Genomic DNA, 15083 nt, shown 5'->3' with positions numbered 1-15083 from the left:
TCACGCTCCCTTCTTCGGGCGCCGTTCGGTGGGCTGGGTCACCCGGTCGAGCATCAGGCCCAGGCAGACGATGGCCGCGCCGGCCACCAGGCCGGTCGCCAGGTCGCCCTGGGCGAGGCCGAAGGCTACGTCGTAGCCGAGGGCGCCACCGCCGACGAGGCCGCCGATGATGACGACGGCGAGGACCAGGACCACGCCCTGGTTGACGGCGAGCAGCAGCGAGCGGCGGGCCAGCGGCAGCTGCACCTGCCAGAGCTGCTGGCGGCCGGTCGCGCCGAGCGAGCGCGCGGACTCCAGGGCGGCCGGGTCGACCTGGCGCAGGCCCTGGGCGGTGATCCGGACGACGGCCGGCAGCGCGTACACGACGGCCGCGGCGACGGCCGGGGCGCGGCCGACGCCGAACAGGGCGACGACCGGGATCAGGTACACGAACTGCGGCATCGTCTGGAAGACGTCCAGCACGGGACGCAGCGCGCGTTCGACACGGTCGCTGCGGGCCGCGGCGATGCCGGTGGCGAAGCCCAGGACGAGGGTGACGGCGACGGCGGCGAGCACCTGGGAGAGGGTGTCGAGGGACGGCTTCCACACTCCGAGCACGCCGATCGCGGCCATGGCGAGGACGGCGGTCAGGGCGGTGCGCCAGGTGCCGATCAGCCAGGCCAGCGCGGCGACGATCAGCAGCACCGCCCACCAGGGCAGCCACTGCAGTCCGTCGCGGACCGGGTCGAGCACCCAGGTGGTGAAGTGGCCCGCCCAGTCGGCGGTGCCGCCGACCACCGGGACACCGGAGTACAGGTGGGCCGTCATCCAGTCGACGGCGCGGTTGACCGGCTCGGCGATCGGCAGGGTCCAGCCACCGGGCCAGTCGAGGGCGCCGAGGAGGCGGGTGGCCAGGGCGACGGCCACGGTGACGGCGAGGGCGTAGGGCCAGCCGATGGTGCGGGGGCGGCCGGCCGCCGGCGTGCCGTTTCCGGCCGCCGCGGTGACGCGGTCCAGGACGACCGCCAGCAGCACGATCGGGATGCCCGCGGCGAGGGCCGCGCCCACGTCGACGGAGGCGAGGGCCTGGTAGACGCGGTCGCCGAGGCCGCCGGCGCCGATGACGGAGGCGATGACGGCCATGGACAGGGCCATCATGATCGTCTGGTTGAGGCCGAGCAGGAGTTCCTTGCGGGCCAGCGGGATACGGGCCGTCAGCAGCCGCTGGCGGGCGGTGGCGCCGAGCGACTCCACGGCCTCCAGGACCTCGGGGTCGGCACCGCGCAGACCGAGCGCGGTGAGCCGGGCCATCGGCGGGGCGGCGTAGACGACGGTGGCGAGCACGGCCGCGGGCACGCCGATGCCGAAGACCAGGACGACGGGGAGGAGGTAGGCGAACGCCGGGAGCACCTGCATGGTGTCCAGCACCGGGCGCAGCGCGCGGTTCAGCCGGTCGGAGAGGCCGGAGGCCAGACCGAGCAGGGCGCCCACGGCCACGGAGGCGAGGACCGCGACCACCATGAGGGCGAGGGTCTGCATGGTCGGCACCCACATGCCGAGCACTCCGCAGGCCAGCAGGGCGGCGGCCGTGCCGGCGGCCAGCCGCACGCCGGCGACGCGCCAGGCGACCAGGGCTCCGAAGGCTGTGACGCCCGCCCAGCCCGCGGCGAGCAGGGTGAGGTAGACGGCGCGTACGGACAGGACGACCGCGTTGCTGATGTAGCCGAAGAAGTAGAGGAACAGCGGGTGGCTGTCGCGGTTGTCGATCACCCAGTCGCTGGCACCGGCCAGGGGCTTGGAGAGGTCGACGGTGAGGGCGCCGGGCCAGGACGCGCTGCCCCAGCGGCTGTCGACGAGGGGGACGATGATCGCCGCGGCTACGGCCAGCAGGAGGAGCTTGGCCGCTGCGCGGTGTCTCAGGACGCCGGGGAGGTGCGTGCGGGGGGCTGTCGCGGTGACCGTTGCCATCAGACGCCCTCCGTGCCGGTGCTGAGGGCGGGCGGGGTCGCCTCCCCGCCCTGGGCGGGTGCGGCGGCGCCCGCGCCACCGCCGGCGGCCGGCGTGGACGCGGTGCCGGCGACCACGCTGAGCAGTTGCTCGTGGCCGACCACTCCGACGCACTTGCCCTCGTTCATCACCCGGGCCGGGGCGCCGGCCCGGGCCACTGCCTCGATGGCCTCGGCGACGGTGGTCTCCGGGCGGACTGCGGGGCCGTTGCCGGCCTCCTCGAGGGACGCGGGGCGCATGGCGCTGCGGCAGGTCACCACCTGCTCGCGCGGCACGTCCCGGACGAACTCGCGGACGTAGTCGTCGGCCGGGGCGGAGACGATCTCCTCGGGGGTGCCGAGCTGGACGACGCGGCCGTCGCGCATCAGGGCGATGCGGTCGCCGAGCTTCAGCGCCTCGGAGAGGTCGTGGGTGATGAAGACCATCGTGCGGCCCTCCTCGCGATGCAGGCGGATCACCTCCTCCTGCATGTCGCGCCGGATCAGCGGGTCGAGGGCGCTGAACGGCTCGTCGAAGAGGAGGACCTCGGGGTCGACGGCGAGCGCGCGGGCGAGTCCGACGCGCTGGCGCTGGCCACCGGAGAGCTGGGCGGGACGGCGCTTCTCCATGCCTTCGAGGCCGACCTTGGCGACCACCTCGGCGGCCCGCTCGCGCCGCTCGGACCGGCCGACGCCCTGGATCTCCAGACCGTAGGCGACGTTGTCGAGGACCGTGCGGTGCGGGAGCAGGCCGAAGTGCTGGAAGACCATCGCGGCCCGGTGGCGGCGCAGTTCGCGCAGGCGCGTGCGGTCCATGGCGCGCACGTCCTCGCCGTCGATGGCGATGGTGCCGGCGGTGGGCTCGATGAGCCGGGTCAGACAGCGCACGAGGGTGGACTTGCCGGAGCCGGACAGGCCCATCACCACGAAGACCTCGCCCTTGCGCACGTCGAAGGAGACGTCCCGGACGGCGGCCGTGCAGCCGGTGCGGGAGCGCAGGTCGGCGGGGTCGAGGGTGCTGAGCTCCGGGTCGCCCGGGACGCGGCCGGCCTTGGGGCCGAACACCTTCCACAGTCCGTCGACCGAGAAGACGGGGGCGTCGGTGGTGGGCGGCTTACGGGTGGGAACGGTGAGCGTCATCGCGCGTCACCTCCGATCAGATCGACGGCCTTCTCCCCGACCATGAGCACCCCGATCATCGGGTTGACCGCCGTCATGGTCGGGAAGACGGAGGCGTCGGCGATACGGATTCCGTCGAGACCGCGGACGCGCAGCTCCGGGTCGACGACGGCGAGCGGGTCCTCGGCGGCACCCATGCGGCAGGTGCCGGCCGGGTGGTAGACGGTGTGCGCGACCTTGCGGGCGTACTCGCTCAGTTCGGCGTCGTCCTGGACCTCCGGGCCGGGGCAGACCTCGCGCTTGAGCCAGCCGGCCAGCGGCTCGGCCTTGGCGATCTCGCGGGCGATGCGGATGCCGTCGACCAGGGTCCGCGCGTCGTAGTCGTCCTCGTCGGTGAAGTAGCGGAAGTCCAGTGCGGGCTTCACGGACGGGTCGGCGCTGGTGAGGTAGAGGCGGCCGCGGCTCTTCGGCTTGGGGATGTTCGGGGTCATCGAGACGCCGAACTCCGGCCGCTGGTAGCCCAGTCGCTCCGGGTTGTCGGTGAACGGGATCTGGTAGAAGTGGAACATCAGGTCCGGGCCCTGGTGTCCGGGATCGCGGCGCACGAACAGGCCCGCGTCGGAGTCCATCGCGGAGTTCTCCGGGATCGGCCCGTTCGTCTCCCAGACGATCACCGACTCGGGGTGGTCGAGCAGGTTCTCACCGACGCCGGGCAGGTCGTGCGCGACGGGGATGCCGAGCGCCTCCAGGTCCTCGCGCGGGCCGACGCCGGAGTGCATCAGCAGGCGGGGCGAGTCGACGGCGCCCGCGCACAGCACGACCTCGTTGCGGGCCCGTATCAGCAGTTCCTCGCCGTCCTTGGTGCGCACGTGCACGCCCTCGGCGCGGGTGCCGTCCAGCTCCAGCCGGTACGCCCAGGTCTCCAGGAGGACGTGGAGGTTGGGGCGTCCGTCCATGACGGGGTGCAGATACGCCACCGACGCGGAGGACCGCTTGTTGTCCTCGGGGTGGTAGGCGAGGTCGAAGAAGCCGACGCCCTCGGTGAACGGCTTCTCGTTGAAGCCCTCGACGCGCGGGACGTCGAGCGCCGTCTGCGCGGCGTCGACGAAGTCGCGGGCGATGGCGTTGCGGTCCTTCTCGTCGACGGAGACGATGTTGTTCTTCAGGCGGGCGAAGTACGCCTCCATGGGCACGGCGCCCCAGCCCTCGGCACCGGCCTCCTCCCACTCGTCCCAGTCGGACGGGAGCGGCTTGAAGGAGATGAGGGTGTTGTGGGAGGAGCAGCCGCCCAGCACCCGGGCCCGGCTGTGCCGGATGTGCGAGTTGCCGCGGGGCTGTTCGGTGGTGGGGTAGTCGTAGTCGAGTTCACCGCCGAGCAGGCCCATCCAGCGGCGCAGCGTCAGCACGTCGTCGCGGCCGACGTCGCTGGGGCCGCCCTCGATGACGGCGACGGTCACGTCCGGGTTCTCCGTCAGCCGCGAGGCGATGACGGAACCGGCCGTTCCGCCGCCGATGACGACGTAGTCGAATTCGTGGGTGTGATCGGGCATCGGGTGGTTACTCCTGGGGGGTGGGAAGAAGTTCAGGGTGCGGAAGGCGGTTCGCCGGCGGGGCTGGTGGGGGCTCAGCCGGCGAACCAGCGCACCGGCTTCGGCGCCAGGTTCTGGTAGACGTGCTTGGTCTCGCGGTACTCGGCGAGGCCGGCGGGGCCGAGTTCACGGCCGGTGCCGCTCCTGCCGAAGCCGCCCCACTCCGCCTGCGGCAGGTAGGGGTGGAAGTCGTTGATCCAGACGGTGCCGTGGCGCAGCCGTCCCGCGACGCGGCGGGCACGGCCCGCGTCGGCGGTCCAGACGGCGCCCGCGAGGCCGTACTCGGTGTCGTTGGCGAGGAACACCGCCTCCTCCTCGGTGCGGAAGGTCTCGACGGTGAGGACCGGGCCGAAGACCTCCTCGCGTACGACCCGCATCTCGCGGTGGCAGGCGTCGAGGACGGTCGGCTCGTAGAAGTAGCCGCTCTCCGGCCGGGTCTCGGACGGCTCGGGACGCTTGCCGCCGCAGCGCAGCACCGCGCCCTCCTCGAGCGCGGAGGCGACGTACGACTCGACCTTGGCGCGCTGCTGCGCGGAGACGAGCGGGCCGCACTCGACGCCGTCCTCGGTGCCCCGGCCGAGCCTGATCCGCTGGGCGCGACGGGCGAGTTCGGTGACGAAGCGGTCCCGGACCGACTCCTCGACGATCAGCCGGCCGCCTGCCGAGCAGACCTGGCCGCTGTGGATGAAGGCGGCGTTGAGGGCCTGGTCGACGGCGGTGTCGAAGCCCTCCTCGGTGGCGCAGGCGTCGGCGAAGACCACGTTGGGGTTCTTGCCGCCGAGTTCGAGGGCGACCTTCTTGACGGTGGGGGCGGCGGCCTGGGCGACCTTGGTTCCGCTGATCAGGCCACCGGTGAAGGAGACGAGGTCGACGTCGGGGTGCTCGGCGAGCCGGGCGCCCACGGTGTGGCCGGGGCCGGTGACCAGGTTGGCGACGCCGGCGGGCAGACCGGCCTCACGGAGCAGGTCGATCAGCGCGATGGTCGTCATCGGGGTGATCTCGCTGGGCTTGATCACGAAGGTGTTGCCGGCCGCGAGCGCGGGGGCGATCTTCCAGCTTGCCTGGAGCAGCGGGTAGTTCCAGGGGGTGATCAGCGCGCAGACGCCGACCGGCTCGTGGACGACGACGCTGTGGATGTCGGGTGAGCCCGCGTCGACCACCCGGCCGGGGGCCTCGCCCGCGACCAGGTCGGCGAAGTAGCGGAAGGCGTCGGCGACGCAGTCGATGTCAACGCGGCCCTCCTCGACGGTCTTGCCCGCGTCCCGGCTCTCCAGCAGGCCGAGTTCCTCGCGGTCGCGCACGAGGAGGTCGGCCACGCGGCGCAGCAGCGCGGCGCGCTCGGCGACCGGCGTGCCGGGCCAGGGGCCGTGGTCGAACGCCTGCCGGGCGGCGGCGACCGCACGTTCCGCGTCCTTCTCGTCACCCTCCGCGACCAGGGCGAACCGCCGGGCGTCCGCGGGGTCGAGGATCTCGCGTGTCGCGCCGGAGGCCGCTGCCAGCCATTCCCCTCCCGCGTGGATCGTCGCCTGGTCCTGTCGTTCCGTTCTCTCCGCCATGATCGGTGCTGCCTTCCGTTCCTGTTCGGTGCCCGTGTGTCACGCAGGCGGCGTGCTCAGGGACCGTCGCCGCCTGCCCACGACCCGGGGCTTGCATGCCGAATCAGTGGCCCACAGTGCGCGGCGTCACTGAAAATTCATGCGAAATCGGTCAGAAACGGGTTATCTACGGCGCAGCGCTCAGTCCATCGGCGCGTCACAGCCCGTGTCGGGCGGGCAGAACCCGCTCAGCGCGGTGTCGAGCAGCTTCAGCTCGTCACCGCCGCCGTCCTTGTCGGGGCCGTAGGCGGCGATGGCGTAGATCCGCCCGTCCACGGCCATGAAGCGCTCGTCGTAGACGTGCCAGGCGCCGACGTCCGGTTCGCCCTTGATGCTGTCGGCCAGGTATTCCATGCGTGAGCCGACGAAGTCGCCCTCGTCGAGATCGAGCAGGGAGAGTTTCCGGAATCCCGGCGGCTTGGCGGTTCCGTCGGACAGGTACATCTCGAACGACTCGTCCGGGGACGCCTCCGCCACCTGGTAGATCTGCAGCCGGTGCTTCTGGTCCGGGCTGCGGTAGTTGACGATTTTGATGCCGTACGAGGAGGGGAGCGTGGACCGCGACCAGCCCTTGGGGCGCGCGATCCGGAAGCCCTCGTCGTCGTCGTACGCCTCCCAGTCCGCGGGCAGCGGGCTCGCCGAGGCGGAGGGTGTGGCAGCGTCCTCCGCGTTGGACGCGGAGCCGGACGGGTCGTCGGACGGCACCGGGGAGTCCGTGACCACGGCGGCGCTCGGCGAGCCGGCCGCCGGTGTGGGCCGGTCGTGATCCCCGGACCCGACCACGAAGGTCAGGACGAGGCTCGCGGCGACACCGACCACGGCGGCGCCCACGACGACGGTCCAGACCGTTCTCCGGCTGAGCCCGCCGGTGCGCGCGGGCGCCGGCCCGGGCGGCACGGGCCACTCGGGCGAGGACCAGCCCGCCCCGCCGCTGCCCGCTTCAGGGCCGTTCGGTCCACCTGGCGTGCCGACGGAGGCGCCCGGCCAGGTGCCGTGCGGGACGCCGGACGAATCCGGCCACGGCGTCGGCGGCGCGGGCGGCGCCTGCCCGGGCACCGCGGGCGCCGGGGAGACGGATTCCGCAAGGACAGGATCCGGCGGGACGGACACGCCCTCGGCGGTCGTCGGCGGTCCGGCCGGGGGCCACACGGGTGCCCGGTCCGGCATGGCCGGCGGTGGCGATGTCACCGGTGCGCCGGCCTGACCTCCCTCGCTGTCCTCCCAGCGCTGGGTCTCCTCGTTCCAGTACCGCGCTCCCCCGCTCATGGCGTCCGCCTCACAGCCCCACCAGGCCGGCCAGCGTGCCCGCCGAGGCGAGCAGACCGACCAGCGCCTGGGAGTCGTCGAGCAGCCGGCGCAGGCGCTCGCGGCGGGAGGGGGCGGCCTGGCCGGTGCGGGTGATCTCGTCCTCCGTGTCCGCGAGGGCGGCGTCGAGTTCCGCCGTCCGGTCGTCGGCCCGCACCCGTGCCAGATCGGCGCGCAGCTCCCGTACGGCCAGCAGCAGCTCCTCGGCCGCCGCGTCGCGCGGCGCGGCCGTGCCGTGGTGGCTCTCGGCGTGCGCGTGGTCGCCGATGGCGAAGGTGCTGTGCGAGACATCGCCGATGCTGACCCTCGGCTCATTCGTCGCCATGGGCGTCGGCTCCCTTCCGCGGCTCGCCGCCGCCGTTCGTGGAGGAGGCGGAGGAGTTGTCGCCGACGGCGAAGGTGCTTCCCTCGACGCTGCCGATGTGCACGCCTCCGTTGCTGATGTTGTTGACCTGCTGGACGAACTCGCCGGTCTGGTAGCCGGCTTCGGCGAGCGCGGCGCGCACCCCGTTCGCCACCCGGTCCTGGATGCTCGTGAGGTAGCGGGAGGCGTCCATCTCCTGGAACTGCGAACCTGCTTCGGCCGAGCCCAGCTCCCGGACGGACAGCGCGGGTCCGTCCGGCAACGCGTTCGCGTACCCGCCCGTCAGCAGCCGCCAGCCGTACGCCACGGCCCTGCCGAGGACGATCAGGGACCCGGCCGGCGAGCCCGGCACCCGGGTCACGGCCCAGACCGCCTTGCCCAGCAAGTTGTTGTGCTGGTACCGGTGGGCCGTACGGTCGGCCTCCTTGAACACCTGACGCACCGGCGACAGCACGTGCGGAGCGATCTCCAGCATGAGCATGCGGCCCTGGGTGTGGACGCGCACGAACACCGTGACGACCAGCTCCTCCTCCCAGCCGCCTACGCGGATGCGCAGGAAGTGCCGGCGCTTCTCGGCGCCCTCCTCGACCGCGTGCGCCCGGTGCTCCTCGAAGGCATGCGGCTGGTGAGGCGCGTCCTCGCGGCGCAGCAGACCCTCCGCCGGCAGGAACACGCACTCGTCGATCTCCAGCCAGCGCAGTCGGTCGCGCACCCCGGTCCCCGCGTACTCGGCGGGCAGCCGGAGCCGCTCCACCAGCGGCCGGATCTTCTCCAGCACCAGCCGGTTGCTGATCGGCTGCTGTCGCTTCTTCAGCGCGTCGGGCTTGAGCTCGACGGCCAGCACCCAGTCCTGCTGCGCCACACCGGCCCCGCAGAACGGACGCGCCTCGTGGTACATGATCAGCGGCGCGTGCTGCTCGGTCCGGATGCGGTGCTTGAGCCACTGGAACCGGCGGTTCTCGCCCTGCTCGGCGGGGTCGTCGGCGGCGTCGGGGAAGCGCTGCGGGGACAGCTCGGCGGCCAGGACGCGCGCGAACTGGCCCCGCTGACCCGCCAGGCACAGGGCGACGAGCGCGAGGACGACCAGGGTGGCCCAGGCCTGCCAGGGCCTGAAATGGGCCCCGGCATCATTGGAGCCAGGCAGGAAGACGTCGCTCAGGTTCGCCGAGTCGGAGCTTCCGTACGAGCCGTACGAGTCGTAGGAGCCGCCGTAGGAGTCGTACGAAGTGCCGTCGTCCCCGCCGCCGAACGCGGCGATCACGGTGAACCCCAGCAGCAGCGCGAACAGGATCCGGCCCCACCAGCGGAAGAGGAAGGCGGGCAGCACCCGGTACAGGGGAGCGACCGGCGAGCGGCCCCTGATCCGGACGCCGATCGCGAGATACAGGCTGGGCAGCAGGTAGAGGGCCAGCAGACCCTGGGTCAGGGCCGCTCCCACCAGCCACAGACCGAGAGCCGCCGCGGCCCACTGGAGCTCCCGGCGGCGGGCGCGCAGGGCGTGTGCGAGGACGCGGGCGGCGTCGAGACCGAGCGAGGGCGCCACGAACCGCTGCTCGTTGAGGTGCAGTTCGTCGATCACCCGGTCCCGGTAACCGGGATCCAGGTACGTGCCCGCGCACAGCAGCCGGGTGGCCTCACTGGCGTGCGGTGGGGTGGGCGGCGGCGCTGCGGATGGTGCCGCCGCAGGCGTCGGCTGCGGTTGCTGCGGCACGAATGCGGTGTTCACGCGATTCCCCCGAGGCGTGGTAAGTCACTCAGCGAAGAGGTGAGTTGACGAGCCATCAGCATAGGGCAACGGCGGGACACCGGGCGGGTCCCGCGTCCGCATACGAGCGGGCCCCGCTCCGGTTCCTCCGGAGCGGGGCCCGCTCGTGTGCACGGCGTCACCGCCGCGGGTGTTCTCAGATCAGGCCGAGACCGCGGACCGCCTCGCGCTCCTCCTCGAGCTCCTTGACGGAGGCGTCGATGCGGGCGCGGGAGAACTCGTTGATGTCCAGGCCCTGGACGATCTCGTACTTGCCGTCCTTGGTGGTGACCGGGAAGGAGGAGATCAGGCCCTCCGGGACGCCGTAGGAGCCGTCCGACGGGATGCCCATCGAGGTCCAGTTGCCCTCGGCGGTGCCGTTGACCCACGTGTGCACGTGGTCGATGGCGGCGTTGGCGGCGGAGGCGGCGGACGAGGCGCCACGGGCCTCGATGATCGCGGCGCCGCGCTTGGCGACGGTCGGGATGAAGTCCTCGGCCAGCCACTTCTCGTCGTTCACGACCTCGGCGGCGTTCTTGCCGGCGACCGTGGCGTGGAAGATGTCCGGGTACTGGGTGGCGGAGTGGTTGCCCCAGATGGTCAGGCGCTTGATGTCGGCGACCGTCGAGCCCGTCTTCTTCGCGAGCTGGGTCAGCGCGCGGTTGTGGTCGAGGCGGGTCATCGCGGTGAAGCGCTCGGCCGGTACGTCCGGCGCGGCGGCCTGGGCGATCAGCGCGTTGGTGTTGGCCGGGTTGCCGACGACCAGGACCTTGATGTCGTCCGCGGCGTGGTCGTTGATGGCCTTGCCCTGCGGCTTGAAGATGCCGCCGTTGGCCTCGAGCAGGTCGCCGCGCTCCATGCCCTTGGTGCGGGGGCGGGCGCCGACGAGCAGGGCCACGTTGGCGCCGTCGAAGGCGACGTTCGGGTCGTCGCTGATCTCGATGCCCTGAAGAAGCGGGAAGGCGCAGTCGTCCAGCTCCATGGCCGTGCCCTCGGCGGCCTTCAGCGCCGGCGTGATCTCCAGGAGGCGCAGCTTGACCGGCACGTCCGCGCCGAGCAGCTGGCCGGAGGCGATGCGGAAGAGCAGGGCGTAACCGATCTGGCCGGCCGCGCCGGTGACGGTGACGTTCACGGGAGTGCGGGTCATGGCGTTCTCCGTATGACAGCTGGCGGTGGGGCGGCACGGCCCCGGATGATCGATCTCTTGGCGTCAAGAGAATCCAGCGGTCAGGCTATCGCGCATCCGCCATGCGAGACGTCCGGGGCCCTGTGGCTCAGTTCACAAGTCGTGCCGGCGGGTCACGGGGGTACGGAGGAGGCGGCCGCCCGTCCGGGAGAGGGGGACGGAGACGGCCGCCGGTGGGGATACCGGACTGCCGGACTCCCGTGGGGGTACGGTTCGCGTGCCCAGGTTCCCGGGGCCCATGCGCCCCGCCCCGGAAAGTCACCCGAACGGGCCCCTCCGCTTCCGTCCCGCGCGCCGGTCCCCTCTTTCGCCCCGCCCGCTGGTTCGCCGCTTCGCGCAGCCGGCTACTTCGTGCAGCCCGTCTGCCCGGAGGCGAGGGTCGCGCAGGCCTCGGCCTCGGCCGCGTCCTTCACGGCGACCATCGGCGTGTAGGCGATGGTGTCCCCGGCGGTGGTGATGTCGCCCTTCTGTCGGGCCTTGCCTGCCGAGACCTGGACCTGGTCGCCCTGGACGCCGCCGGTTATCCGTCCCCAGGCCGTGCCACAGGTGCTGCTGTAGCGGACCTCGAGGGTGGCGGCGCCGACGGTGGCCGTCTTCGCGGTGGTCACCAGGCTGCCGGTGCAGCCCATCGCCTCCGCGTCCTTGCCGGTGCAGGCCGAGCCGGCGCACTTGACCCCGGCGGGCAGGCTGGGGCGGGTGCTGGCGGCCGGGGAGGGCGACTTCGTGGCGCCCACGTTCTTGCCGCCGCCCCGGTGCGTGAACAGGAAGACGGCCGCGACGACGACGAGGACGGCGCCGGCACCCGCGAGGAACATCGTCAGCCGCCGCTTGCCGCCGGACCCCTTGGCGGAACGGTTGCCCGCGGAGCTCGGCGGCTGCTGCCCGCCGTACGGGGACGGCGGAACCGGCGGGTGGCCCGCGCCGTCCGGCGTGGACGGGGCACGCGTACCCGGGCGACCGCTCGCCCGCGACGGGCCCTCGTAGCCCGCCAGCCCCCAGGAGTTGACCTCGGGGCCCGGGCCGAGGTCCGTCCGCTCGCGGTCGTCGGCGTCGGACGCCGTCGGCTGGGCCGGAACCCGCGGCGGGGCACCAGCGGGGTCCGCGGCACCCGGGACCGCCGTGGTGCCGGTGCCCCGGTTGGCCGTCCTCGTACCGCCCGTCCCCTGGGCCTCGGCCCCGGCCGCCCCGAACTCCCCGAGCGCGGCGCGCGCCTGGGAGATACGAATCTGCTCCATGGTCCGGTCGTGCCGCATCTCCGCACGGCTCCAGGCCCGCTCGGCCAGCTCCCACATCGTGGTGAGGTGGACGGGGTGGGTGCCGGTGACCTCCGCGAGCGCCACGATCGCGCCCTTGGGCGCGAGGAGCCGGCCACCCAGGTAACGCTCCCAGGACGTCTTGCTGTAGCCGGTCCGGTCCGCCAGCGCCGCGATGCTCAGGCCGCTGCGGTCCACGAGTCGCCGCAACTGGCTCGTGAACTCCTTGATCTGCGGATCCAGCTCGTCCGGCAAGGCTTTCCATCGAGGCATCGTGCTTCCCCCTCTTCCCCCCGGTTGGTGCTGTTGGTTCCCCGCGCCGTGCCCCGCGCGTGGCCCGCGCGCCGGTCCGGTCGGTTCCCGGCGCGACATCGTTCTGGCCTACCCACAGGGATGCGCCGACCAAGGATCCCAGTTCCCGGAGCGGGGGTGCACGGGAGCACCGGTTCCACAGGTCGCGCACCCGCCTCCACGGAGCCTTCGTAACGTAGCGCCGATTCACGGGGACAGCGACACGGCCCGCACACATGTGGCAGTGCGCGGACACCGTAGCGGAACGGTCACTTCCGTGCCACAGCGTGCGGACAGCCGTTGAACTGGCCGTTCACGGCAGGGAAGGCTTACGTAATGACGGCGGTCCGTCCTTGCTCGGGGGAGGGGACGGGCCGCCGTTCCATCGCACCGGCCACCGAGGCGCCCGCCAAGGGCCCCGCAGGTGGCGCTAATTGGTCAGCGTGAAGTGCAGCACGCCCTTCAGGAACGGGATGGTCAGCCAGGGGTTGGGCTGGACCGTCATCGCCAGCAGCACGATCGCGAGCCCCAGGACGCCGTAGGTGACGATGTCCGTGAACCGCGAGCGGACGGCGAGCATGCCGACGCTCGGCAGCGTCCAGCGCAGGGCCGCGCCGGCCAGCAGGGCGGCGCCGATCAGCAGGGTTCCGTAGCGGAACACGTCGAGCGCGGTCAGCAGCAGGCCGAGCGCGACGGCGGAGAGCACGACGAGCATCGGCCACTGCCGGGCGGGCGCCGGGGCGTCACCCGGGGCGGCCCGGCCGCCGCCCTCGGGGCGCGCGGTGTCCCTGGTGAACAGCGGGAAGCGGCGCGTGACACGCCGTGGGCGCCCCTCGGCGTCGGGGGCGCTGATCGCGTCGCGGGCCGTCGGCCCGGTCACCGTACGGTCGTCCTCAGCCGGCACTGCGCTCCGCCGCCTCGACCACGTTGACCAGCAGCTGCGCCCGGGTCATGGGGCCCACACCGCCCGGGTTCGGGGAGATCCAGGCGGCCACACCGGTCACGTCCGGGTGGACGTCGCCGACGATCTTGCCCTCGGCGTTGCGGGAGACACCGACGTCCAGCACGGCCGCGCCCGGCTTGACGTCCTCGGCGCGGATCAGGTGCGGGAAGCCGGCCGCCGCGATGATGATGTCGGCCCGCTTGAGGTGGGCGGACAGATCACGGGTGCCGGTGTGGCACTGGGTCACGGTGGCGTTCTCGCTGCGGCGGGTGAGCAGCAGCGGCATCGGGCGGCCGATGGTCACACCGCGCCCGACGACCACGACCTCGGCGCCCTTGATCTCGACGCCGTGGGCCCGCAGCAGGCTGATGATGCCGTTGGGGGTGCAGGGCAGCGGCGCCGGCTCGTTCAGCACGAGACGGCCGAGGTTCATCGGGTGCAGGCCGTCGGCGTCCTTGGCCGGGTCCATCAGCTCCAGGACGCGGTTCTCGTCGATGCCCTTGGGCAGCGGGAGTTGCACGATGTAGCCGGTGCAGCCCGGGTCCTCGTTCAGCTCCCGGACGACCGCCTCGATCTCCTCCTGGGTGGCCGTGGCGGGCAGCTCGCGCTGGATGGAGGCGATGCCGACCTGGGCGCAGTCGCGGTGCTTGCCGGCGACGTACTTCTGGCTGCCGGGGTCCTCCCCGACCAAAATCGTGCCCAGGCCGGGCGTGACGCCCCTCTCCTTCAGCGCCGCCACGCGGGCGGTCAGCTCGGACTTGATCGCGGCTGCGGTGGCCTTGCCATCGAGAATCTGGGCGGTCATGCACCCATCCTCGCGGATGACCGGCCCTCGGTTCCAATCCGGGTCCCCACCGTCCGGCACCTGGGACGGCTTCCGGCGACGGTCCCGGATGTCCGGACATGATCGACGATGTTGCACTTGCACAACGCATCGCGAATCCGGCTGGACAAGAACTCGCCTCCCGGATGACGATGAACGGCGCAGTATCGCGGTCCGGTTGGGGGGCAAACCGCTCAAATCCTGACGTACCTCCGTTCCTTCCGCGTCGTCCCCGCAGATCCAACGGAGGAAATCCGCCATGAGTTTCGGCTCGCCCAACAACCCCTATGGTCAGCCGCAGGACCCGCAGCAGGGTTACGGTCAACCGCAGCAGCCGGGTTACCCGCAGGCTCCGCAGGGCGTGCCGCCGCAGCAGCAGGGCTACGGCTACCCCCAGCAGCCCGGCTACCCGCAGGCCCCGCAGGGCGTCCCGCCGCAGCAGGGCTACGGCTATCCCCAGCAGCCCGGCTACCCGGGTTACCCGCAGCAGGGCGGGTACGGCATGCAGCCGCAGTACGCGAACTGGGGTCAGCGGTTCCTCAGCAAGCTGATCGACATGGTCCTGTACATGGTCGCCTACGTCCCCCTCGCCGTCATCGGCGCCAAGGCGGGCGCCCCGGCCCTGACGCTGGTCGGTTTCCTGCTCGGCATCGGCGTCCTCATCTGGCAGGTGATCCAGGAGGGCAAGACCGGCCAGACCGTCGGCAAGAAGGCGCTCGGCATCCGCACGCTCAAGGAGGAGACCGGCCAGCCGCTCGGCGGCGGCATGGCGTTCGTGCGCCAGCTGGCCCACATCATCGACGGTCTGCCCTGCTACCTCGGTTACCTCTGGCCCGCGTGGGACTCCAAGAGCCAGACGTTCGCCGACAAGGTCTGCGGCTCGATCGTGATCCGCAACCCGTGAGTT

The 15083-nt window shown here is 72.4% G+C and carries 12 protein-coding genes; 1 reads left to right on the top strand and 11 read right to left on the bottom strand.

The window, feature by feature from the left end:
• The 11 genes from ACFVVO_RS01795 to ACFVVO_RS01745 all read right to left on the bottom strand — a co-directional run bounded on the left by ACFVVO_RS01795 (nt 1) and on the right by ACFVVO_RS01745 (nt 14158).
• Entirely contained in the window at nt 1–1947 is a 1947-nt protein-coding gene (locus tag ACFVVO_RS01795; RefSeq protein ID WP_390050986.1) for an ABC transporter permease, read from the bottom strand.
• The gene (locus ACFVVO_RS01790; protein WP_390050985.1) at nt 1947–3104 is read right to left on the bottom strand and encodes a glycine betaine/L-proline ABC transporter ATP-binding protein; all 1158 of its coding nucleotides are present in this window, start codon (nt 3102–3104) and stop codon (nt 1947–1949) included. Before ACFVVO_RS01790 ends, ACFVVO_RS01795 begins: the two co-directional genes overlap by 1 nt.
• Nucleotides 3101–4633 (bottom strand): GMC family oxidoreductase, encoded by a 1533-nt coding sequence (locus tag ACFVVO_RS01785; protein ID WP_390050984.1) that lies wholly within the window; start codon nt 4631–4633, stop codon nt 3101–3103. The genes ACFVVO_RS01790 and ACFVVO_RS01785 overlap by 4 nt, the downstream gene beginning before the upstream one ends.
• A gap of 74 nt (nt 4634–4707) precedes the next feature.
• The gene (locus tag ACFVVO_RS01780; RefSeq protein WP_390050983.1) at nt 4708–6228 is read right to left on the bottom strand and encodes an aldehyde dehydrogenase family protein; all 1521 of its coding nucleotides are present in this window, start codon (nt 6226–6228) and stop codon (nt 4708–4710) included.
• A 180-nt stretch (nt 6229–6408) separates the two neighbouring features.
• Nucleotides 6409–7533: a hypothetical protein gene (locus ACFVVO_RS01775; RefSeq protein ID WP_390050982.1), complete on the bottom strand. Its 1125-nt coding sequence runs from the start codon at nt 7531–7533 to the stop codon at nt 6409–6411.
• 10 nt (nt 7534–7543) lie between these two features.
• Nucleotides 7544–7897 carry a hypothetical protein gene (locus ACFVVO_RS01770; protein WP_390050981.1) on the bottom strand — a complete coding sequence of 118 codons (354 nt, stop codon included), beginning with the start codon at nt 7895–7897 and terminating at the stop codon, nt 7544–7546.
• Entirely contained in the window at nt 7884–9662 is a 1779-nt protein-coding gene (locus ACFVVO_RS01765) for a hypothetical protein (protein WP_390050980.1), read from the bottom strand. The genes ACFVVO_RS01770 and ACFVVO_RS01765 overlap by 14 nt, the downstream gene beginning before the upstream one ends.
• 175 nt (nt 9663–9837) lie before the next feature.
• Nucleotides 9838–10827 carry a malate dehydrogenase gene (locus ACFVVO_RS01760; RefSeq protein WP_390050979.1) on the bottom strand — a complete coding sequence of 330 codons (990 nt, stop codon included), beginning with the start codon at nt 10825–10827 and terminating at the stop codon, nt 9838–9840.
• 383 nt (nt 10828–11210) lie between these two features.
• On the bottom strand, nt 11211–12392 hold the full coding sequence (locus tag ACFVVO_RS01755) for a DUF2690 domain-containing protein (protein WP_390050978.1): 1182 nt from the start codon (nt 12390–12392) through the stop codon (nt 11211–11213).
• A 448-nt stretch (nt 12393–12840) separates the two neighbouring features.
• Complete coding sequence (locus tag ACFVVO_RS01750; protein WP_390050977.1) at nt 12841–13314, bottom strand: DUF3017 domain-containing protein; 474 nt, start codon at nt 13312–13314, stop codon at nt 12841–12843.
• The gene (locus ACFVVO_RS01745) at nt 13304–14158 is read right to left on the bottom strand and encodes a bifunctional methylenetetrahydrofolate dehydrogenase/methenyltetrahydrofolate cyclohydrolase (protein WP_390050976.1); all 855 of its coding nucleotides are present in this window, start codon (nt 14156–14158) and stop codon (nt 13304–13306) included. The genes ACFVVO_RS01750 and ACFVVO_RS01745 overlap by 11 nt, the downstream gene beginning before the upstream one ends.
• Nucleotides 14159–14435: 277 nt before the next feature.
• Between ACFVVO_RS01745 and ACFVVO_RS01740 the strand changes: the two genes are divergently transcribed.
• Nucleotides 14436–15080 carry an RDD family protein gene (locus ACFVVO_RS01740; protein WP_390050975.1) on the top strand — a complete coding sequence of 215 codons (645 nt, stop codon included), beginning with the start codon at nt 14436–14438 and terminating at the stop codon, nt 15078–15080.
• Nucleotides 15081–15083 lie beyond the last annotated feature (3 nt).

The sequence above is a fragment of the Streptomyces sp. NPDC058145 genome (assembly GCF_042884245.1).
GTDB lineage: Bacteria > Actinomycetota > Actinomycetes > Streptomycetales > Streptomycetaceae > Streptomyces.
This window is presented reverse-complemented; position numbering and strand designations above follow the sequence as displayed.